The sequence below is a fragment of the Streptomyces sp. NBC_00876 genome (assembly GCF_045207435.1).
GTDB lineage: Bacteria > Actinomycetota > Actinomycetes > Streptomycetales > Streptomycetaceae > Streptomyces.
The window spans coordinates 2,379,233-2,399,834 of record NZ_CP108800.1 but is presented as its reverse complement, the minus strand read 5'-3'; the positions used below and the strand labels follow the sequence as shown (position 1 = coordinate 2,399,834).

17 protein-coding genes are annotated in these 20,602 nt (G+C 71.2%); 6 read left to right on the top strand and 11 right to left on the bottom strand.

The annotated features are described in order from the left end of the window. Positions 1-190 precede the first annotated feature (190 nt). Genes OG782_RS10515 through OG782_RS10505 form a run of 3 tightly spaced genes read right to left on the bottom strand, consistent with a single transcriptional unit; the run spans position 191 to position 3,863 of the window. Positions 191-1,522 carry a M20/M25/M40 family metallo-hydrolase gene (locus OG782_RS10515; RefSeq protein ID WP_406449610.1) on the bottom strand — a complete coding sequence of 444 codons (1,332 nt, stop codon included), beginning with the start codon at positions 1,520-1,522 and terminating at the stop codon, positions 191-193. Next, on the bottom strand, positions 1,519-2,910 hold the full coding sequence (locus OG782_RS10510; protein WP_406449608.1) for a cytosine permease: 1,392 nt from the start codon (positions 2,908-2,910) through the stop codon (positions 1,519-1,521). The genes OG782_RS10515 and OG782_RS10510 overlap by 4 nt, the downstream gene beginning before the upstream one ends. Continuing rightward, positions 2,910-3,863 carry a DUF1177 domain-containing protein gene (locus tag OG782_RS10505; RefSeq protein ID WP_406449606.1) on the bottom strand — a complete coding sequence of 318 codons (954 nt, stop codon included), beginning with the start codon at positions 3,861-3,863 and terminating at the stop codon, positions 2,910-2,912. Before OG782_RS10505 ends, OG782_RS10510 begins: the two co-directional genes overlap by 1 nt. Before the next feature lie 152 nt (positions 3,864-4,015). Between OG782_RS10505 and OG782_RS10500 the strand changes: the two genes are divergently transcribed. Together OG782_RS10500 and pepE are read left to right on the top strand one after the other, a co-directional pair. Continuing rightward, the gene (locus OG782_RS10500; RefSeq protein WP_406449604.1) at positions 4,016-4,843 is read left to right on the top strand and encodes an IclR family transcriptional regulator; all 828 of its coding nucleotides are present in this window, start codon (positions 4,016-4,018) and stop codon (positions 4,841-4,843) included. A 95-nt stretch (positions 4,844-4,938) separates the two neighbouring features. Beyond that, positions 4,939-5,667, top strand: a complete 729-nt coding sequence (gene pepE, locus OG782_RS10495; protein WP_406449602.1) for a dipeptidase PepE — start codon at positions 4,939-4,941, stop codon at positions 5,665-5,667. Here pepE and OG782_RS10490 read toward each other — a convergent pair. Then, the gene (locus OG782_RS10490; RefSeq protein ID WP_406449600.1) at positions 5,630-7,441 is read right to left on the bottom strand and encodes an MFS transporter; all 1,812 of its coding nucleotides are present in this window, start codon (positions 7,439-7,441) and stop codon (positions 5,630-5,632) included. The two genes, pepE and OG782_RS10490, sit on opposite strands and share 38 nt — an antisense overlap. Before the next feature lie 261 nt (positions 7,442-7,702). Here OG782_RS10490 and OG782_RS10485 point away from each other — a divergent pair, with 261 nt between their 5' ends. The 3 genes from OG782_RS10485 to OG782_RS10475 all read left to right on the top strand — a co-directional run bounded on the left by OG782_RS10485 (position 7,703) and on the right by OG782_RS10475 (position 12,643). Continuing rightward, positions 7,703-9,877 (top strand): acyl-CoA dehydrogenase, encoded by a 2,175-nt coding sequence (locus OG782_RS10485; protein WP_406449598.1) that lies wholly within the window; start codon positions 7,703-7,705, stop codon positions 9,875-9,877. Positions 9,878-9,909: 32 nt separating this feature from the next. Beyond that, positions 9,910-11,106 (top strand): lipid-transfer protein, encoded by a 1,197-nt coding sequence (locus tag OG782_RS10480; RefSeq protein ID WP_406449596.1) that lies wholly within the window; start codon positions 9,910-9,912, stop codon positions 11,104-11,106. Positions 11,107-11,194: 88 nt separating this feature from the next. Beyond that, entirely contained in the window at positions 11,195-12,643 is a 1,449-nt protein-coding gene (locus OG782_RS10475) for an MFS transporter (RefSeq protein WP_406449594.1), read from the top strand. Positions 12,644-12,712: 69 nt separating this feature from the next. On the opposite strand, the gene OG782_RS10470 is transcribed toward OG782_RS10475, so the two are convergent. From OG782_RS10470 to OG782_RS10440, 7 genes are all read right to left on the bottom strand, one after another. Next, complete coding sequence (locus tag OG782_RS10470; RefSeq protein ID WP_406449592.1) at positions 12,713-14,107, bottom strand: hypothetical protein; 1,395 nt, start codon at positions 14,105-14,107, stop codon at positions 12,713-12,715. A gap of 126 nt (positions 14,108-14,233) precedes the next feature. Next, positions 14,234-14,866 carry a response regulator gene (locus OG782_RS10465; protein ID WP_406458977.1) on the bottom strand — a complete coding sequence of 211 codons (633 nt, stop codon included), beginning with the start codon at positions 14,864-14,866 and terminating at the stop codon, positions 14,234-14,236. Positions 14,867-14,987: 121 nt separating this feature from the next. Continuing rightward, on the bottom strand, positions 14,988-15,704 hold the full coding sequence (locus OG782_RS10460; protein ID WP_406449590.1) for a TenA family transcriptional regulator: 717 nt from the start codon (positions 15,702-15,704) through the stop codon (positions 14,988-14,990). 78 nt (positions 15,705-15,782) lie between these two features. Beyond that, positions 15,783-16,340, bottom strand: coding sequence for an EF-hand domain-containing protein (locus OG782_RS10455; RefSeq protein ID WP_406449588.1), 558 nt, complete (start codon positions 16,338-16,340; stop codon positions 15,783-15,785). Between the two features lie 162 nt (positions 16,341-16,502). Beyond that, a complete protein-coding gene (locus tag OG782_RS10450; protein ID WP_406449586.1) occupies positions 16,503-17,714 on the bottom strand; it encodes a sensor histidine kinase in 1,212 nt (403 codons plus the stop codon). A gap of 11 nt (positions 17,715-17,725) precedes the next feature. Further along, entirely contained in the window at positions 17,726-18,448 is a 723-nt protein-coding gene (locus tag OG782_RS10445) for an ABC transporter permease (RefSeq protein WP_406449584.1), read from the bottom strand. Then, positions 18,448-19,401 carry an ABC transporter ATP-binding protein gene (locus tag OG782_RS10440; RefSeq protein WP_406449582.1) on the bottom strand — a complete coding sequence of 318 codons (954 nt, stop codon included), beginning with the start codon at positions 19,399-19,401 and terminating at the stop codon, positions 18,448-18,450. The genes OG782_RS10445 and OG782_RS10440 overlap by 1 nt, the downstream gene beginning before the upstream one ends. Before the next feature lie 290 nt (positions 19,402-19,691). On the opposite strand from OG782_RS10440, the gene OG782_RS10435 reads away from it, so the two are divergent. Continuing rightward, complete coding sequence (locus tag OG782_RS10435) at positions 19,692-20,561, top strand: MaoC/PaaZ C-terminal domain-containing protein (protein WP_406449580.1); 870 nt, start codon at positions 19,692-19,694, stop codon at positions 20,559-20,561. The last annotated feature ends 41 nt before the right edge of the window (positions 20,562-20,602 follow it).

Below are 20,602 nucleotides of genomic sequence, written 5' to 3'. Positions count from 1 at the left end.
AACCATCGACGTTAGGCAGTGCGGACCAGGCGGAGGGGGGAGCTGGCCGACCTTCCGGTGAAGTGCCCGTGAATGTCCGTGGGGTGCCCGGGCGCAACGCCGTACGCCCCCGCCGGCAAAACCGGCGGGGGCGTACGGGAGGGGTGAGCCCGGGTCGGGGCGGGCCCCTGGCCGAGCCGTGACGGAGGTGTCAGCAGCTCTGCCAGAGTCGGGTCATGACGCGGACGCCGAAGCGCAGTCCCTCCAGCGGGACGCGCTCGTCCACGCCGTGGAACAGGCGGCCGTAGTCCAGGTCGTGCGGGAGCTTCAGGCCCTTGAAGCCGAAGCAGCGGATGCCGAGGTGGGTGAACGCCTTGGCGTCCGTACCGCCGGGGTTGCAGTACGGCACCGGGTGGCCGTCCGGGTCCTCGGCGCGGACCGCGTCGCACATGGCGTCGACGAGCGGGCCGTCGAACGTGGTCTCCATCGCGATGTCGTGGTTGACCCACTCGCGGGTGACCGAGGGCAGCAGCAGCTTGTCGATCGTGTCGATCAGCTCCTGCTCGTGGCCGGGCAGGAAGCGGCCGTCGACGCGGGCGGTCGCCTTCCCGGGGATCACGTTGGTCTGGTAACCGGCGTTGAACATGGTGGGGTTCGCCGAGTTGCGGAGCACCACCTGCATGAACTCCGAGACCGGGCCCAGCTTCGCCAGGCTGGACTCGATGTCGTTCTCGTCGAACTCCACGCCGTAGAGGTGGGCGGCCTCCTCGAGCAGCGCGCGGACCGGCTCGATCAGCCGGATCGGGAAGGTCTCGCGGCCGATCCGGGTCAGCGACTCGGCGAGGTCGGTGACCGCGTTCTCGTCGTTGGGGGACGAGCCGTGGCCGGCCCGGCCGGTCGCGGTGAGCTCCATCCAGGCCATACCGCGCTGGGCGTTCTCGATCGGGTACAGGCGGCGGGTGTCGTCGATGGCGAAGGAGAACCCGCCGCCCTCGCCGATCGCCTCGGTGACCCCGGCGAACAGCTCCGGGCGGTGCTCGACCAGCCAGTGGGCGCCGAACTTGCCGCCCGCCTCCTCGTCGGCGAGGAAGGCCAGGACCAGGTCGCGCGAGGGCGTGGTGCCGGTGCGGGCGAAGTGACGGGCGGTGGCCAGCATGACGGCCACCGTGTCCTTCATGTCGATCGCGCCGCGGCCCCAGAGGTAGCCGTCCCGGATCTCGCCGGAGAACGGCGGCACCTGCCACTCGGAGGCGTCGGCGGGCACCACGTCCAGGTGGCCGTGGACCAGCAGGGCGCCGCGCCCGGGGTCGCGGCCCGCGATCCGGGCGATGACGCTGGCCCGGCCCGGGGCGGACTCGATGAGCTCCGAGGCGATGCCCACCTCGGCGAGCCGGCCCACCACCCACTCGGCGCTCGCGCGCTCGTTGCTCGTGGGGTTGGAGGTGTCGAAGCGGATCAGTTCGGCGCAGAGGTCCACGACCTCGGCCTGGGCCTCGTCGGAGGCCGGGACCAGGGGTGCGGCGGGGCCGGGGGCGGTGCTCATGCTGCTCCCACGGAGGTGGTGGTGCGGGCGGCGGGGGCGGCGTCGCCCTCGTCGTCGTCCAGGGTGGAGGTGCCGTACGGCCGCACCCAGCCCAGCAGGCCGAGGACGCTGTACAGGACGAAGGCGGTGGCCAGCGAGTTCAGGGCGGGGATGCCGCCGTCGTAGAACTTGCCGACACAGAACGCCGCGATCCAGATGGCGATCGACATCGGGACCCAGGTCGGCGAGGACTTCGGGAGGGTCTCGGACTCCCGGGTGTCGTCCAGCGGCTTGCGCATCTTCTTCACGACCCAGTACTCGGCCACGATGATGCCGCCGATCGGCGGGATGGCGACGCCGAGGATCGTCAGGAACTCGGTGAAGTGGGTCATGATCCCGACCGCGGACAGGACCGTGCCCGCGATGCCGAGGGCGATCGTGACCGCGCCGCGGTGGACGCGCTTGCCGAAGACGACCTGGAAGAAGTTGACGACGCCCAGCGAGGAGCCGTACAGGTTCCAGTCGTTGATCTTCGCCGTGGACATCAGGACCACGATGACGCCGAAGGCGCCGGAGGTGGAGAGCACGATGTGCGAGACCTCGTTGCTCTTGACCAGGTGGCCCAGGAGCACGCCGGTCATGCCGACGATGTACTCGGAGAGGATCATCGAGGAAGCGCTCTGCAGGAAGACGTGCGAGCCCTTCTTGTTGTACCGGGTCATCTCCGGGGAGACGATCGCGCCCGTCATGTAGCCGCCCGCGATGGCGGTGGCGGCGACGGCGAGGGGAATCGTTTCGCCGGGCGGCGGCGAGTTGATCAGGTCGCTGAAGGAGTGGTCGTTCAGCGTGGTGATGACGGACCAGGCGACCATCGCGAAGAAGAGCGGGGTGACGATCTTCGCGAAGTTGGCCATGTACTTGAAGCCGAAGATCACCAGCGCGGTGATGGCGATGCCCGCGAACACGCACCACATCCAGGCCGGTCCGCCGACCAGCGCCGAGACGCTGTTGCCGAAGATCGTGTTCTGGACGCCGAACCAGCCCACCAGGCTGACCGCGATGACGAAGCTGACCAGCGCGGAGCCGTTGCGGCCGAAGCCCACCCAGCGGGTCAGCATCGGGGTCGCGAGACCCTCGCGCATACCGGCCAGGCCGATCGCGAAGATCACGACCTCCAGGATCACCGCGCCGAGCGTGAAGGCGAGGAAGGCGTCTCCGAAGGTCATGCCGACGCCGATGGTGGCGCCCAGCGTGAACTGCGAGATCGAACCGGACTGGGCCAGCCACTGGAGCAGCATGGACCAGAAGCCGAACCGCTTGTCACGCGGGACGCGAGAGAGTGAGTAGTCGTCACTGCCGATGCTCTTGGTCTCCTGGACCACGGCGTCGGCCTGCGGGGCGGCTGCCATCAGGACTCCTGGGGTGTACGGCCGAAGGTCTGCAGGTGAGCCAGCGACCCGTAGCGATTGACGAGACTGTCGAACTCCACCGCGTCGTGGAAGTCCAGGTTGCCGCCGCCGTAGGCCTTGGCGACCTCCACGGCGTAGCGGGCGGCGGACGCGATGTCGCTCTCGTGACTCGCGCCCGTACCGCAGCCGGGCACCGCGGCGGCCGAGGTGATGGCCAGCCCGACGACGGGGGCGGCCGTCGCGGTGGAGGGCTGAAGGATCGAATTGATGTGGTGTGCCCCATTACCGTACGGCGTGATGTCCTGTGTGGTCACCGGGTAAGTGACCAACGGCTCACCGGTCACCACGGCGAGCAGCTCGCCGAGCTGCTCGCTGACCCGGAGCACCCAGCCCTCCTTGACGGTGGGCGACAGGGCGAGGCCCTTGTGGTTGATGATCCGGTTGCCCTTGGTGGTGTCGATGGAGAGCACGGCCTCCATCTCGCCGGTCACCTCGTGCCGGTTCATGGTGGCGATGTCCACGGGCGAACCCATGAACGGCACCGGGTCGTGCGGCTCGGTCGGCGCGTTCGGGCAGATGTGGGTGGCGACGATCACATCGCCGGGCAGCACATCGCCGCGGCGGCGCATGTCCAGCAGCTTCGCCGCGGTGGCGACGGCCGAGACCGCGCCGTCGGCGTCGGAGACCAGGCCGGTCACCTCAGGCCGGGCGCCGATGCCGCCGAGCCGGCCGACGACGCCCAGCGTGCGGGCGTCGCCCCCGGCCGTACGTCCCCGGGAGCCGGGGATGCGGACCATCACGAAGTCCGTCGAACCCTGCTCGCCGGCGACCGTGGTGACCTCCGCGGACGAGCCCTCGGCCCCCGCCACGGAGTCGAGGTACTCGACGACCGTCTTGCCATTGACCTGGGGATCGTCGAGCAGGTCGACGATGTCCAGTACGTACTTCAACATGGGGGGCCTTTCTCGCGCATCCATCACACCCGTCCGGCGCCCGGCAGGGAGTGGGGTGCCGGACGGGGTGCTGAGAGCAGAGTCGGGATCGGATAGCGTTGAACGCAACTGTTTCCCGTTATTTGCAACTCAAGCCTGAATGGTGAGATCCAGTGGCGGACTACGATCTGGACCGGCGCACCCCCGCCGGGGCCCTGCAAACCGTCGACCGGGCGCTCCTGGTGCTGCTCGCGTTCGAGCGGACCCGGCCCGACTGGGGCGTCACGGAGGTGGCCGAGGAGTTCGGCTGGGACACCTCGGTCGCCCAGCGGCTGCTCGCCACCCTCGCGGGGCGCGGCTTCCTGGTCTCCGACCCGGCCACCCGCCGCTACCGCATCGGCCCCGCGGTGCTGCGCCTGGGCCGGCTCTGGGAGCGCTCCGGTTCGCTGGAGCTGCTGGCCGGTCCGGTCCTGGAGGAGCTGCGCCGGGTCACCGGTGACACCGTGCTGTTCTGCCTGCCGGACAGCTTCCACATGCGGTGCGTGGCCGCCGAGGAGGGCGAGACCGGGCCGCTGCGCTACTACCCCCTGGTCGGTGAGCTCTACCCGGCGCACGCCGGGGCGACCAGTAAGTCGTTCTACGCGTACCTGCCGGACGAACAGCGCCACCGGCTCTTCCGGGGACGCCCGATGGCCCGCTTCACCGACCGGACCGTCACCGATCCGGACGTGCTGGAGAAGGAGCTCCTCCAGGTCCGCGCCCAGGGGTACGCCTGGACGGTCGGCGAGTACGACACCGGCGTCGCGACCGTCGCCGTACCGGTCTTCCTCGGGCGTGAACCGTACGGAAGTCTCAGTCTGGGCGGTGCCAGGGAACGCTTCGAGGGGGCGCCGGAGAACCGTCTCGAACCGCTCCGGAAGGCCGCCGAACTGCTGGAGAAGCGCCTCACCCACCCGCCCCAGCGCCCGAAGCCCAAGGCCCGCCGCACCCGCACCGCCTGACGCGGGGCCGGGCCGCCGGCGCCGTCACCACATGACCCGGGGCCGGGCCCCCGCACCCGCACCGCCCGGCCTGAAGAGAACCGAAGAGGAACCCCGTGAATCTGCTCCTGCTCTCCAACTCCACCCAGCACGGCTGCGGTTACCTGGAACACGCCCTCGACACGGTCGCCGCCTTCCTGCCCTCCGGGGCCCGGCTGGCCTTCGTGCCCTACGCGCTCGCCGACTACACCACGTACACCACGCGCGTCCGTGACGCCCTCGAACCGGCCGGGATCAGCGTCCGCGGGGTCCACGAGAACGCCGACCCGGTCGCCGAACTCGCCGCGTCCGACGCGGTGTTCATCGGCGGCGGCAACTCCTTCCGGCTGCTGAGCGCGCTCTACCGGACCGGGCTGCGCGAGGCCGTCACCGCGGCGGTGCGCGAGGGGCTCCCGTACATGGGGGCCAGCGCGGGGACGAACATGGCGGCGCCCACCCTCCGTACGACCAACGACATGCCCATCGTGCAGCCGCCGTCCTTCGAGACGCTCGGCCTCGTCCCGTTCCAAGTCAACCCGCACTACCTGGACCCGGACCCCGACAGCACCCACAAGGGCGAGACCCGCGAGGAGCGGCTCACCGAGTTCCTCGAGGAGAACGACGTCCCCGTGCTCGGTCTGCGCGAGGGGTCATGGCTGCGGGTCAACGGGCGCCAGGCCCGCGTCCAGGGCGCCCGCCCCGCCCGGTTGTTCACCCGCGGCGCGCAGCCGCAGGAGCTCCCGGCGGGGACGGACGTCTCTCATCTGCTCACGACCGCAGCGCGGTTCGACGCTCCGGTGCGCTGAGCGTCAGCACCAGGTCCGTCTCGGTCCGCGGACCGGCCGCCTGGTAGGACGCGGGGCGGGCCCGCGGCGCGTATCCGGCGGCCGATCCGGCCAGGACGAAGCTGCCGCTGCCCGGGGCGGCGAGGGCGTAGCGGCCCTGTGCGTCCGTCGTGGTGAGTCCGGCCTGCCGGCCGTGCCGGTCGATCAGGGTGACGTTGGCACCGGCCACCGGCGTCCCGTCCGCCTCCAGCACCCGGCCGCGGAATCCGTCGGAGCCGGCGTAGGGGTGCGGGACGGCGGGGAGCGGGTGGCCGGCCTCGCGCGCGGCGGCGTCGCCCGCGCTGCTCGCCAGCAGCGCCGGCGCGGCGGCCCCGCGCTGCGACGGCAGGAACGCCGCCAGTACGAGACCGGCCAGCACCGCACCCGTCGCGATCATGAACGAGGTCCGGAACCCCTCCATGCTGGGCACCGAGACCGGCCCCATCCGCACCGAGGTGTTCGCCAGCACCATCCCGATGACCGCGCTCGACACCGAGGTGCCGATCGAGCGCATCAGGGTGTTCAGGCCGTTGGCCGCGCCCGTCTCGGAGGCGTCCACGGCCCCGATGATCAGTGCGGGCAGCGAGGAGTACGCGAGTCCGATACCGGCCCCGAGCAGCACCGCGATGACGATGGTCTGCCAGGCGGCGCTCATCAGGCCGAGCCCGGCCCCGTAACCGATCGCGATGACCAGCATGCCGAGCATCAGGGTCGTCTTGGGGCCGTACCGGGCGGAGATCCGGGCGTACACGGGGGCGACGAACATCATCGTCAGGCCGAGCGGGGCCACGCACAGGCCGGCGACCACCATGGACTGGCCGAGACCGTAACCCGTGGACGTCGGGAGCTGGAGCAGCTGCGGCAGGACCAGCGAGACGGCGTAGAAGGCGACGCCGACCATGATCGAGGCGAGGTTGGTGAGCAGCACCTCGCGCCGGGCCGTGGTCCGCAGGTCGACCAGCGGTGCGTCGCTGCGCAGCTCGAACAGACCCCAGAGCACCAGCACCACCAGGGCGGCGGCGATCAGCCCGAGCGTGGTGGCCGAGGTCCAGCCCCAGTCGCTGCCCTTGGTGATGGGCAGCAGCAGGAGGACCAGGCCGAGCGAGAGACCGAGTGCGCCGGTGATGTCGAAGCGGCCCGGGGCCCGCAGCGAGCTCTCCGGTACGGCCAGCAGGGTCAGCGCCATGGCGAGCACACCGAGGCCGGCCGAGCCGAAGAAGAGGGTGTGCCAGTCGGCGTGCTGGGCGACCAGCGCTGCGGCGGGCAGCGCGAGTCCGCCGCCCACCCCGATCGATGAGCTCATCAGGGCCATCGCCGAGCCGAGCTTCTCGCGCGGCAGCTCGTCGCGCATGATCCCGATGCCGAGCGGGATGGCTCCCATGGCGAAGCCCTGGAGCGCGCGGCCCACGATCATGATCACGAGATCGTCGGTGAAGGCGCATATCAGCGAGCCGACGACCATCACGGCGAGACTGGCCAGCAGCATCCGGCGCTTGCCGTTGAGGTCCCCGAGCCGCCCCATGATCGGGGTGGAGACAGCGCCGGCGAGCAGCGTGGCGGTCATCACCCAGGTCGCGTTGGACGGGTCGGTGTTCAGGAGGGCGGGCAGGTCCTTGATGACGGGGACGAGCAGGGTCTGCATCACCGCGACGGTGATGCCCGCGAAGGCGAGCACGGGGACGATGCTGCCGCCCGCCTTCGGCGTCCGTGGATCAGGAAGCTCCGCGGCGGGCTGTTCGTGCGTCGGTTGTTGCATACGTGCGGCCTCCGGGCAGCGGAAGGGGAGGGGGGTGGGCGGGAACGCGGTCCCTGCGGCGGACAGCGCTGACCGCCAAGTACGTGCACGGTGAAACCTTCCGGACGCCCGGGGTATTCCGGTGAATAGGGCAAGAACAGGTCAAGGCGGCCTGCCCGGATTCCCGCCCGGCCGTAAGTCGGCAGGCATCTGACCTTCCGTCAGATTGGAACGTGTTCTACTCTTGCGCCGTTCCAGTGGCTGCGACCGGCGAGGATCCGCATGGGCATCGGAATCACCGAAGAACACAGGGAGCTCGCGAAGGCCGTACGGGGGTGGCTGGCGCGCGCCGTACCGCCCGGAGAAGTCCGCAAACTGCTCGACGCGGACGCCCCCGCCACCGCCGGCGCACGCCCCGCGTACTGGGACGGACTCGCCGAGCAGGGGCTGCTCGGCATCCATCTGCCCGAGGAGTACGGAGGAGGAGGCGGCGGCCTCCTCGATCTGGCCGTCGTCCTGGAGGAGGCCGGCCGCGCCGCACTCCCCGGCCCGTACCTGGCGAGCTCCCTCGCCTCGGCCGTCCTGCACGCCTCCGGCGCCGGTGAGCTGGTGCGCGAACTGGCGGCCGGCACCCGCATCGGGGCCGTCGCCCTCGGCCCCGGCAGCCTCACCGCCGTCGAGCACGAGGACGGCCACCTCCTCGACGGCGAACCGCCACCCGTCCTCTCCGGCGCCGAGGCCGGCCTCCTGCTGCTCCCGGCCGCCTCGGCCACCGGCATCCGCTGGTTCGCCGTCGACGCCGGTGCACCGGGCCTGACCGTGCGCCCGCACCGCAGCGCCGACCCCACCCGGCCGACCGCCGCGGTCCGCGCCGACGGTGTCCTGGTTCCCGCCGCACGGGCGCTGGACACCGGCTCCGGGCTCGTCCGCGACCTCGCCGCCGTCCTGCTCGCCGCCGAGGCGTGCGGCACCGCGGCCCGTTCGCTGGACACCGCCACCGAACACGCCAAGGCCCGGGAGCAGTTCGGCCGGCCCATCGGACAGTTCCAGGGCGTCAAGCATCTGTGCGCCGACATGCTCGTACGCCTCGAACAGGCCCGCGCCCTGGCCTGGGACGCCGCCCGCGCGGCCGGTGAGCCGCAGGACGTACGGGCTCTGACCGCCGCCCTCGCCGCGGCGACCGCCCTGGACGCCGCGTACAGCTGCGCCAAGGACGCCATTCAGATCCTCGGCGGCATCGGATTCACCTGGGAGCACGACGCCCATCTGTATCTGCGCCGGGCCCTGGTGGCGCGCCAGCTGCTCGGGGCGGGCGACGACCACCGGCAACGGGCCGTCCGGCTCGCCGGGGACGGGGTCCGCCGCGAACTCGCCCTGGAACTCCCGGCCGAGGCGGCGGCCCACCGCACGGCGGCCCGCGAGGCCGTCGCCGCCGCCCGCGGCCTCGACCCGAAGGCCGCCCGCCGCGCCCTCGCCCCCACCGGCTACGCGGCCCCGCATCTGCCCGCGCCCTACGGACTGGACGCCGGACCCGTACAACAGCTCGCCGTACAGCAGGAGTTGCGCGAACAGGGCGTGAAGCTGAGCGACCTGGGAATCGCCACCTGGGTGGTGCCCTCCCTCATCGCACACGGGAGCCCCGCGCAGCAGGACCGCTACCTCCTGCCCACCCTGCGCGGCGAACTGCTGTGGTGCCAGCTGTTCTCCGAGCCCGGCGCCGGCTCCGACCTCGCCTCGCTGCGCACCCGGGCCGAACGGACCCCCGAGGGCTGGCGGATCAACGGCCAGAAGGTGTGGACGAGCGCCGCCCAGTGGGCCGACCACGGGATCCTGCTCGCCAGGACCGACCCGGACGCCCCCAAGCACCAGGGGCTCGGCTACTTCCTCGTCGACATGAAGAACACCGAGGGCATCGACATCCGCCCGTTGAAGGAGATCACCGGCGACTCCCTCTTCAACGAGGTGTACTTCGACGACGTGCTGCTGCCGCTGGACGCCCTCGTCGGCGAGGCCGACGGCGGCTGGCGGGTCGCCCGCAACACCCTGGGCAACGAACGCGTCCACATGGCCGACCAGATGACCTTCGACACCGGCCTGGAGGCCCTGATCGGCCGGGCCGCCGGACTCGACGGCGCCGGCCGGGCCCGGATCGGCGCACTCGCCGCCGAAGCGCACGCACTGGCCTGCATCTCGCTGCGCACCACGCTGCAACAGGTCTCGGGACTGGAGCCGGGCGCGGGTGCCTCCGTACGCAAGCTCGTCCAGACCGCCCACCAGCAGAGGGTCGCCGAGCTCACCCTCGAACTGCTGGGCCCGGACGGGGCGGTGTGCGAAGGGACGGGGGAGCGGGCGGTCCACGGATTCCTGATGTCCCGCTGCCTCACCATCGCGGGCGGCACCACGCAGGTTCAGCTCAACGTCGTCGCCGAGCGCATCCTCGGCCTGCCAAGGGACTGAGAGGGGGCCACCCCCTCCGAAGGGACACCACCATGAAGGCATACATCGTCGGCGTCGGGATGACGAAGTTCGAGAAGCCCGAGACCCGCGACTGGCAGTACTGGGACATGGTCAGGGAGGCCGGGACCGCCGCGCTCACCGATGCCTCGGTCGCGTACGGGGACATCCAGCAGGCCGTCGTCGGCTACTGCTTCCAGGCCTCCACCGCCGGGCAGCGCGCCGTCTACGAGCTCGGGCTGACCGGAGTGCCCGTCTACAACGTCAACAACAACTGCGCCACCGGCTCCACCGCGCTGATGATGGCCCGCCAGTTCGTCGAGGGAGGCGGCAGCGACTGCGTCCTCGCGCTGGGCTTCGAGAAGATGGCGCGCGGATCGCTCGGCGGCGGCGGTTCCGACGGCGGCGCGGGCGATTTCAAGACCTCCCCGGTCGCCCGGCACTACGGGATCATGGCCGCCGCCCACGGCTTCGAGATGACCCCGCCCACCGCCCAGATCTTCGGCAACGCCGCCCGGGAGCACATGGAGCGCTACGGCACCACCGAGGCGCAGCTCGCCGCCGTCGCCGCCAAGAACCACCGCCACTCGGCGAACAACCCGTACGCCCAGTTCCAGGACTCCTACACGGTCGACGAAGTCCTCGCCGCCAAGCCGATCCACCGCCCGCTGACCCGGCTCCAGTGCTCACCGACCTCCGACGGGGCGGCCGCGGCCGTCGTCGTGTCGGAACGCTTCGTCGAGCGCCACGACCTCGGCGACCGGGCCGTCGAGATCGCCGCCCAGGCCATGACGACCGACACGGAGGCCTCCTTCGCCTCCGGGACCTGCATCGACGCGGTCGGCCTGCCCATGTCGCGGGAGGCGGCACGGCAGGTGTACGAGACCGCGGGCGTCGGCGCCGACGACCTCGACGTCATCGAGCTCCACGACTGCTTCTCCATCAACGAACTCCTCACCTACGAGGCGCTCGGACTGTGCGGCGAGGGCGAGTCCGGGGCGCTCGTCGAGTCCGGAGCCACCACCTACGGCGGCCGCTGGGTGGTCAACCCGTCCGGCGGACTGATCTCCAAGGGGCACCCGCTCGGCGCCACCGGCATCGCCCAGGCCGCCGAACTCACCTGGCAGCTGCGGGGCGAGGCGGGCCCGCGCCAGGTCCCGGACGCCCGGACCGGGCTCGCCCACAACATCGGTCTCGGCGGCGCGGCGGTGGTGACACTCCTGCGCCGCTGAGGTCCTGGTGGGGTCCGGGGCCTACGCCCCCGGACCGAGGCCGGTACGGTCCGGAAACCGATGTACGGGGTGCGGGGCGGCTGCGAGTATGACGTTCATGGTTGACGTCTCGACGCCCACACGCCGCACCGGCCGTACCCGCACCCGCACTTGGGCCGTCGTGCTCGCCGCCTGCACCGGGCAGTTCCTCGTCGTGCTCGATGTGTCCGTCGTCAATGTCGCGCTCCCGTCCATGCGGACCGACCTGGGGCTGAGCGCCGCGGGACTGCAGTGGGTGCTCAACGCCTACTCGATCGCGTTCGCCGGGTTCATGCTGCTCGGCGGGCGGGCCGCCGACCTCTACGGCCGCAAGCGGATGTTCCTCGTCGGCCTCGGCCTGTTCACCGCCGCCTCCCTCGGCGGCGGACTGGCCCAGGAAGGCTGGCAGTTGCTCGCCGCCCGCGCCGCGCAGGGGCTCGGCGCGGCGGTGCTCGCCCCCGCGACCCTCACCCTGCTCACCGCTGCCGTCCCCGAGGGACCCGCCAGGACCAGGGCCATCGGCACCTGGATGGCGGTCGGCGCCGGCGGCGGCGCGGCCGGCGGACTGATCGGCGGGGTACTCACCGACGCGCTGTCCTGGCGCTGGGTCCTGCTGATCAACGTGCCCGTCGGGGTGCTCGTCCTGACCGGCGCCGCGCTGTGGCTCGCCGAGGGCCGGGCCGGCGGGCGCAGCCGCATCGACCTCCTGGGCGCGATGCTCGTCACGGCGGGCCTGGCCTCGGTCGCGTACGGCATCGTGCAGACCGAGGAGTCGGGCTGGACCGCGACCGCGACCCTGGTTCCGCTGCTGGGCGGGGCGGCGCTGCTCGCCCTGTTCGTCCTGGTGGAGGCCCGGACGGCCAAGCCGCTGATGCCGCTGCGGGTACTCGGGTCACGGGCGGTGGCCTCGGCGAACGTCGCGATGTTCACGATCGGCTCGGCCACGTTCTCGATGTGGTACTTCATGACCGTGTACGCGCAGAACGTGCTGGGCTACAGCGCGCTGGAGGCCGGACTCGCCCTGATGCCCACCTCGTTGGCCATCGTGCTGGGATCCAAGGGGGCACCGCGGCTGATGGCCCGCGTCGGGGCGAAGAACCTCGCGCTCATCGGCACGGCGGTCGCCGCCGCCGGCTTCGGCTGGCAGTCCACGATGACGGCCGACGGCTCCTACCTCACCACGGTCTGTCTGCCCGGCGTGCTCATGATGGCCGGCACCGGCCTCGCTGCCACCCCGCTCGCCTCCCTCGCCACCTCGGGCGCGGCCCCCGGGGAAGCGGGCCTGGTCTCCGGCCTCGTCAACACCTCCCGCACGATGGGCGGCGCCCTCGGCCTGGCCGTGCTCTCCACGGTCGCCGCGGCCCGGACGGGCGGCGGCGCGGGCCCGGTGGACCTCACCGCCGGCTACGCACTGGCCTTCCGGACGGCGGGCACCGTACTGCTGGGCGGCCTGCTCCTGATGGTGTTGTGGCTGCCGCGCCACCGGTCGTCCGTACAGCGGTCGTCCGTACAGCGGTAGGCCGTACAGCGGTAGGCCGTACAGCGGTGGTCCGCACCGGGCTCAGGGTGCGGCGCCCGGGGGTGTCCGCTACGCGGCGCGCCGTTCGTACAGCGTTACCCGCCGGCCCCGCACCTGCTCGTCCGTGACCACGGTGAAGTACCTCTTCAGCACGGCCAGTTTCACCTTGTCGCGCCGCACGGTGATCGGCAGCGCCACATCCGGCGCGTCCGTCACCAGCAGTATCCTGCGCTGGGCCAGCATCGCGTCCCGTATGTGCGCCGGGTCCGCCTCCACGCCCTTCAGCGTCCCGGACTCCTCCGGGCTCCGCACCAGGGCTATGTCCCGCAGACCGGTGAACGCGCCGGGGGAGACCTGCTGGGCATCGCGCCGCGTCGCCGGGACGAACACCACCGCCGTTCCCGCCCCCTTGAGCCGGCGCACGTCCGCCGACATGGCCAGCACATCGTCCACCCGGCTCTCCGGCGAGCGCTTGGTCAGTGACTGCGGCAGCAGAGCCACCGCCGACACGGCGACCAGCACGGGGACGAGCCATTTCACCGCCCGGGGGAACCGCGGCGAGGCCGCCCGTACCGTCGCGTCGAGCCCGGCGCCGATCAGCAGCGCCAGACCCAGCAGGCTGAACAGCACATACCGGTCCAGGAACATCGGCTTGACCAGGGAGACACCGATCAGGCCGAGCTGAGGCACCGCCAGCAGGGGTAACCCGACAGCCGCCGCCGACAGCCGGCCCGCCCGCCGCCGGCCGAGCAGGGCCCCCACGCCGCCGATCGCCAGCAGCACCGCCGGGCCGATCATCATGTGCCAGGTCAGCGGAGGTATCCACGACACCTGCCCCGACTGGCTCCGGCTGAACAGGACCAGCGGCAGCGCACCCGCCACCGCGGCCGCCGAGGCCAGTGCCCAGCGCACCCGGACGCCGCGCCCGGCCCCCGTCCAGGCCAGCGTCGCCAGGTGCGCGGGCAGGATCAGCAGCGACAGCCAGTTCAGCAGGGCGCAGACCAGGACCGTGGAGCCGTACGCCACCCAGTGCAGCCCCCGGCCGCGACCCTCGAGCACGGTCACCAGCAGCAGCGTCGAGATCCCGGCCCCGGCCGCGACCAGGGCGTACGGGCGGCCCTCCTGGAGATAGAACTGCACGGCCGGAAGCAGACCGAACACCATCCCTCCCGCCAGGCCCGCCCAGGGCCCGGCGAGCCGCTGTCCGATGACCGTCACACAGGCCGCCGCCACCGCCATGGCCAGGACGGACGGCAGCCGCAGGGTCGCGGTACTCGGCCCGAACCATTCGAACAGCCCGTGCATCAGCAGGTAGTAGCACCCGTGCACCGCGTCTATGTGCGTCAGCATGTGGCGGATCTCGCCGGTCGACCGCAGGGCCACATCCCAGGTCGCGGCCTCGTCCCGCCACACGCTGTTCTGCCGGGACAGCCCCCAGACACCCAGGGCCAGGGTCCACAGCACGGGCAGCGGCCAGACGGGCAGCCCGCTCCGGAGAACGGCTGCGCGCGATGTCGTGGAAATGGTCTGGCCCCCGGGTCACGGTACGGAACGAAGCAGGTGGTGCGTGGAGCCGAAGGATGCTCCGGCTCAGAGCCAGCCCTGCCGGCGAGCGGCCCGGACCGCCTCCATCCGGTTGCGGGTCCCCGTCTTGCCGATAGCCGAGGAGAGGTAGTTGCGGACCGTGGACTCCGACAGATGCAGCTTCTGCGCGATGTCGGCGACCGTCGCCCCGTCCACCGAGGCGATCAGCGCATCGCGTTCCCGGGCGGTCAGCGGGCTCGGTCCCGCGCTCAGAGCGGCGGCGGCCAGCGCCGGGTCGATGACGGTCTCACCGGTCAGCACCCGGCGGACCGCGTCGGCGAGTTCCTCGACCGGCCCGTCCTTGACCAGGAAACCCGCCGCCCCGGCCTCCATCGCACGGCGCAGATAGCCGGGACGGCCGAAGGTGGTGAGGATCAGTACCCGGCAGTCCGGCACCTCCTCGCGCAGGTCGGCCGCCGCGTCCAGGCCGCTGCGGCCCGGGAGTTCGATGTCCAGGAGCGCCACATCGGGCCGGGACGACAGCGCGGCCGCCACGATCTCGTCGCCCGCGCCCACCTGCGCCACCACCTCGATGTCCGGCTCGAGCCCGAGCAGCAGGGCGAGCGCGCCGCGCATCATGCCCTGGTCCTCGGCGAGCAGGACGCGTACGGACTTGGCGGGTCTGTGGTCCTGCGGCATCTCGTTCACGGGGAACAGGCTACGGGGACCTGCGTCCCGCGGGCCGGGACCACATACCTCTGATGCGGGGCAGCCGCCTGCGCGACAGCTGCCCGGCTCTTGCCTGCTCGTCCGGCCGCGATCAGTCGTTCCGTGAACGGGAACGATCCGGTTCGGACAGATCGCTGTAGAGGCGGTTCAGCGCGTACGCGCCCAGACCGAGGCCCTGGTCGATTCGGCGCCGTGCGGCCGGGTCCCCGTGGTGGGGTTCCAGCAGCACGAAGAAGTCCTCCGCATGTTGCTCGTCGATCTCGGAGTGGAGGCCGTAGTGCATCAGGTCGTCCTGAGCGACCCAACCGCGGTTCACCGCCGCGTTGCCCGTGATGGCCGACACCGAGGCGAAGGCGTATTCGATCGCGCCCATGCAGCCGATTCCGACCTGTGGGTCCTCCCATGTGCACACTGCGCTGAGCACGCTGTTGTACGCGTGGACGGCCGGAATCATCTTCAGATCGTTCAGCCGTGCGGTGTCGCTGCCGATGCTGGCCAGGAAGCGGCGAAACGTCTCGTGATGGAATTCCCGAGGACGGAACTCACCGTGTTCCTCGACGACATTGCCCAGGATTCCGATGCGGTCCGCAGGGTGCTCGATCCGGGACACCAGTACAGCCATCGGGCGGGCAAAGTAGGTCACGGCGAAACCGAGTTGCTCCTGGCTCTCGCGGAAGCGCTCCAGCGACATGCTTCCGTCCGTCAGCGCCCGGAAGTACGGATTGTTCAGGACGCCGGTCTCGGCCACGATGCGCTGGGCATGCGCCGTCACCAGTGGGGCCTTGGATATCTGTGGATGGAGGGTCACGGTTGTTCTCCTGGCGTTCTTCCTGAGCGCGGCTTGGCGCCGGGCCGGCGAACGAGGGGGCGCTGCGGTGCCGCCGACTCAGGGACGCAGGGCTCCCAGGAGGCGGTGGCCTCGGTCATTCGGATCGGTGCTGCTGTGGAACACGCGAATGGCCGCTCGCAGCTCGTCGGTCGAGATGGAGCCGGAACCGTCGGTGTCGAGGTCGATGAACGACACGTCGATGTCTTCGTCGCTCAGCGCGAAAGAGGACTGAAACAGGCGTTTGAACTCGGACTTGTCGAGTTCGCCGTCCCCGTCGACGTCGGCGGTGGCCACGAATACCTTGGCAGAGGGCGTGACGATTCGCGCGTAATCGTCCGCCTTGTTCTCCAGGCTGACAAACCCGGCCAGGAACTCTTCGCGTGAAACGACGCCGTCCCCGTCCGTGTCCATGGGGACGAACAATCTCTTCCAGTACTCCAGGAGGGAGTTCTGCAACGCGTCGGCGGGGGCGGTTCCCGGCGCGAGCCTGAATTCCTGGGTGGTGCGGCCCGCCCAGGCGTACACATCGGCTTCGCTGACCCATCCGTCGCGCTCACGATGAAACACGTCGTAGTAGTGCCGGGCCTTGCTGTGGATAATGGAATCTGCCGACATGTGAAGACCTCGACCTTCCTTGCATGGTAGGTGAATTGAATACCCGCCGTGACCCGGTCCACGGGAAGTGGCTCGTGAACTCAGGATGGCAGCGATACCCGTCCCGGACATCGGCACCAAAGATTCACCACTCATTCGAGTGGGTCATCCGACTTGGCGGTTTCAGCCCGGTGATCCGGCACTGGCCCCGCTCTGCGAAGTGTCCGGCGCCTCCGGCGCGTCCACCGGGAGTTCGGCGGTGACCATGAAGCCGCCGCCCGGTTTCGGGCCCGCCGTCAGGGAGCCGCCGGCCGTCGCGAGGCGCTCGGTGAGGCCCTTCAGTCCGGTGCCGCCGATGCCCGGGGTGGGCGCCGCGGCGGGGGCATCGCCCCGGCCGTCGTCGGTGACCGTCAGCCGCACCCGTTCGGGCGTGCCGTCGACCACGAACGCGCAGGCCGTCGCGGTGGAATGGCGCAGGACGTTGGTGACGGCCTCCCGCACCACCCAGCCCAGCAGCGCCTCGGTCTGCGGCGCGAGCGGCGGCCCCGAGCGCCGGACGGACGGTTCGATCCGGGCGGCGGTCAGGGCCGACCTGGCCCGGTCCAGCTCGGTGGCCAGGCTCCCCTCGCGGTAGCCGGTGACGGCCTCACGGATCTCGGTGAGCGCCTGCCGGCCGACGGACTCGATGTCGGCGACCTGGAGGAGCGCCGCGCCCATGTCGCCCGGCGCGAGCCTGCGGGCGGCCTCCGACTTGACGACGATCACCGACAACGTGTGGCCGAGCAGGTCGTGCAGATCGCGGGAGAAGCGCAGCCGTTCCTTCTCGACCGCGGTGCGGGCCAGTTCCTGCCGGGTGGCGCGCAGTTCCATCACGGTCTCCGACAGGGTGAGGATCGCGGCCGTCACCCCACCGGAGATGAACGTTCCGTACCCCAGCGTCCACGGCGTCGAATCGCCGTCCCCCCGCCAGGCCGCGACGGCGCTCGCGGTGACGGCCAGCGCGAACAGGCAGATTCCCAGACGGCGGCCGCGCAGGATGGTTCCGCAGGCCAGCGAGAGCAGCGGGAAGAACAGCAGCCAGCTGCCGCCGTACCCGATCGCCAGCGCGAAGGTGACCGCGGCCAGCGCGCCCAGCAGGACGTACGACACCGGGCTCTCGCGCTTCCTGCGGTCGAAGCCGCGGAACACCACCGAGATGTAGAGGGAGTTGAACGCCAGCAGGCCGAGGCCGCCGATCCACGGGTTGGTGGTCTTGTCCTGGAAGAGGTTGGAGAAGGCCCCCAGGCCCATCAGCAGCCAGGGCAGCAGGGCGACCGGTCCCGGCGGTCCCGGGCGGCGGTGCTCCTTGCGTAGCCGCCGCCGCTCCTTCCACCCCGGTGATCCGTCTCTGGTCATGTTCACTCCCGTCACACGGTCCTGGCGGACCGACGGTACGAGATCACGGCGTACGTGCCGAACAGCAGGAGCCACGCGGCGAGTACGCCGACGGTCGCGCCGCCCGGTGCGTGGCCGTCGGTGGTCGCCCAGCCCAGGTCGGCGAAGCGGTTGGCGGGGGTGAACGCGCCGATGGAACGCAGCCACCCCGGCAGCAGCTCCATCGGGAACCACAGCCCGCCGACGACGCCGAAGCCCATCAGGCAGGCGACGTTGACCACGCCGGTGCCCTGCGGGGTGAGGCGGTAGCCGTTGCCGAGCCCGAGCAGGGTGAAGGGCAGTGCGCCGATCCACAGCAGCAGGACCAGGGCGGCCCACTGCCAGGCCGCCAGCCGTACCCCGTTGACCAGTCCGCCGGCCAGCAGCACCGTCAGGATCGCCGGAAGTACCGTCACCGACCCGCTGATCGCACGCCCCACGACAGCCTGCGACGGGGAGAGCGGGGTGATGCGCAACTGCTGCAGCCAGCCCAGTGACTTGTCGGAGGCCACCCCCGTACCGATCGACATCGCGGAGCCCAGTGCCCCGTACGCGGCCATGCCGACCATCGACGCGGTCTTCCAGCCGTCGACACCGTCGCCGCCCCCGATGTTGGTGAAGATCAGATACATCATCACCGGCATCCCGGTACCGAAGATCAGGAAGGCACCGTCGCGCAGGGTCCGGCGGATTTCGAGCACGATGTAGCGGAACATCAGACGGTCTCCTTCTGGGTCTGCGGAACGACGGCCGCCGTCGGGGCGGTCGAGGTGAGGGAGAGGAACGCGGCCTCCAGCGTGGCCAGGGAGACCTGGAGGCCCCGGATCAGGTCCAGGCGGGCCAGCTCCCTGACGGTGGCGTCCGAGTCGTCCGTGTGCAGCAGCGCCCGGTCCCCGGTCACCTCCACGGTGACGACGCCGGGCAGCAGCTCCAGGCCCTCGGTGGACCGGCCCGCCAGGTCGAAGGAGACCAGGCTGTGGCCGGCCGCGCTCTTGATGGTCTCCCCGCTGCCGTCCGCGACGATCCGGCCCCGGTCGACGACGACGATCCGGTCGGCGTTCTCGTCGGCCTCCTCCAGGTAGTGGGTGGAGAAGATCACCGTGTTGCCGCGCCGGGCGTAGGAGCGCATGGAGTCCCAGAAGGCGCGCCGCCCCTCCACGTCCAGGGCGGCGGTCGGCTCGTCCAGCACGATCAGTTCCGGATTGCCGGCCAGGGCGACGGCGAACCGGACGCGCTGTATCTGCCCGCCGGAGAGCTTGTCGATCCGCCGGTTCGCGTACTCCGTGACCCCCGCCAGATCCAGCGCCTCGGCGACCGGCAGCGGCCGCGGATAGGTGGAGGCGACGAAGGTGATCAGCTCGCGGACGGTGACCCGCGGGATGGGGCGGCCGTCCTGGAGCATGGCCCCGACCAGGCCGGCCCGTACCGCCTGGCCGGGGGAGCGGTCCAGCACCCGCACACTGCCGGAGTCCGGCTCGTTCAGCCCGAGCAGCAGGCTGATGGCGGTGGACTTGCCCGCCCCGTTGCGGCCGAGCAGGGCGACGGTCTCGCCCCGTCCGACGCTCAGTGTCATCCCGTCCACGGCCCGCACGCTCCGCCCGGCCCGGCCGAAGGTCTTCACCGCCCCGGTGAAGACCACCGCGGCCCCGTTCCCCGTTGTCTGCTTCATGGGTACGACGCTACGGACCCGGGCACCGTGCCGGGCAGATCCGCATGTACGGACTCCGTGATGACAAATGTCATGGCGCCGGCCCGGCAGAGGGAAAAGGCTGCCGGACAAGGAATCTGACGAGACGTCAGCAGTCTTCACAACTGCTGGGCGCTGCGTTATACATAGGGCCAACCGGCTAGAACGCGTTCTAGAACGGGCGTGGTCTCCGGTCCCCGCACGACCTCGGTGCGGCCGACGGTGCGGACGGCCGCACCGAGGTCTTTCACCGTCGAGGAGCAGCTTCCCCCATGCCCATTGATGCCGAAAAAGCTCTCGCTGCCGAACCCAGGACCAGCAAGATCAGCTGGGACCACAAGGACGTTCAGCTCTATCACCTCGGGATCGGCGCAGGCGCCCGTCCCGACCTGGCCGACCCGGCCGTGGACCCCGGGGAGCTGCGCTACACCCTGGAGTCCGGTCTCCAGGTGCTGCCCTCCTTCGCCACGGTCGCCGGCGCGGGCCTGGGCATGGCCGGCCTCTCCTCGCCCGGCATCGACGTCGACCTCGCCGCCGTCCTGCACGGCGGGCAGAGCGTACGCGTGCACCGGCCCCTCCCCACCGAGGGCAGCGTCGTACAGACCTCGAAGGTCGCCGCGGTGTACGACAAGGTCAAGGCCGCCGTGCTGGTACTGCGCACCGAGGCCGCCGACGAGGACGGCCCGTTGTGGACCAGCGACTCCGAGATCTTCGTGCGCGGCGAGGGCGGCTTCGGCGGCGAACGCGGTCCGTCCGGGCGGACGGCGTACCCCGCCGTCGCTCCCGACCACATCGTGGAGCGGCCGATCCGCCCCGACCAGGCGCTGCTCTACCGCCTCTCCGGGGACTGGAACCCGCTCCACGCCGACCCCGGCTTCGCCGCACTGGCCGGCTTCGACCGGCCGATCCTGCACGGCCTGTGCACCTACGGCATGACGCTCAAGGCCGTCACCGACACGGTGCTCGACGGCGATGTGACCCGTATCCGCTCCTACCGCACCCGGTTCGCCGGAGTCGTCTTCCCCGGCGAGACCCTGCGCATCGAGATGTGGACCGAGGCGAACCAGGTACGGGTCGAGGTCAGGGCCGTGGAACGGGACAACGCCATGGTCCTCGGCGACACCTTCGTCGAACACTCCTGAACCGAATCCGAACCGACTCCAAGAGCACCACAGGCCCGTGA